This window comes from Oleiphilus sp. HI0066 (genome assembly GCF_001635725.1).
Genome location: NZ_LWFH01001586.1, coordinates 1 through 1,039, shown reverse-complemented (window position 1 = coordinate 1,039; position 1,039 = coordinate 1). Strand labels below are relative to the sequence as shown.

1 protein-coding gene is annotated in these 1,039 nt (G+C 42.5%); it reads left to right on the top strand.

From position 1 onward, the window contains the following. Positions 1–188: 188 nt before the first annotated feature. Positions 189–1,039: glycerol-3-phosphate dehydrogenase (glpD, locus tag A3738_RS24970; RefSeq protein ID WP_156504485.1), on the top strand; the 851-nt coding region annotated here is incomplete at its 3' end.

Sequence of the window (1,039 nt, the reverse complement as noted above, 5' to 3'; positions counted from 1 at the left end):
TATAGCTCGCCATTGTTATAATTATCCTTTTGAAAACAGCCGCAATTGAGTGATGTAACAATACGAATTTATTCTTTTTTTTCAATCTCAACTTATTACTTGTGTGAAATTGACGATTGCGTTCACAAATCCACAATACAAATCGCTATGCTAAATCCAACGTTCAATATCGATAACAGGAATCAAGGATGACAGATAAACAAGCGGCCTATGATCTCTTCATCATTGGAGGCGGCATCAATGGGTGCGGCGTGGCGAATGATGCTGCGGGACGAGGTTTAAAGGTATATCTATGCGAACAGAACGATCTAGCTTCAGGAACGTCATCAGCGAGTAGTAAACTGATTCACGGTGGATTGCGTTACTTAGAGCATTACGAGTTCCGCCTCGTGCGAGAAGCCCTCGCTGAACGAGAGGTACTTTTAAATATCGCACCTCATCTCGTCGAACCGCTTAAGTTTGTGCTTCCACACCGTCCTCATCTGCGCCCTGCTTGGCTGATTCGTTGCGGTCTTTTCTTATATGACCATTTAAGCAAGCGAAATAGTTTACCGAGTGCGACATCTATAGATTTGGGAACAGAAAAAGGGCTTAAGGCTTCCATAAAAAGAGGTTTTGAATACTACGATTGCTGGGTAGATGACGCCAGATTAGTCATCACAAACGCAATCCAAGCAAAGCAAAACGGCGCGGTCATTTCTACCAATATGGAATGCCTTGGCGCAACCTATAATGAACGCGAAAGACTTTGGCATATACGCTGCCTAAATAAACTGACTAATGAAACGGTCGATGTTTCGGCACGCCATATAGTCAACGCAGCAGGACCGTGGTTAAGCAAAATCTTTGAACAAAAAGTCTCTCAACTCAAACCAAGTAAACAAATTCGACTGATAAAGGGCAGCCACATCGTTGTTCCTCGAGTTCCAAATGGTGACTCTGCATATATATTACAGAACGAAGATAAACGAATAGTTTTTGTACTGCCATACCAAACAAATTACTCGATTATCGGAACGACTGATCAGGAGTATCTAGG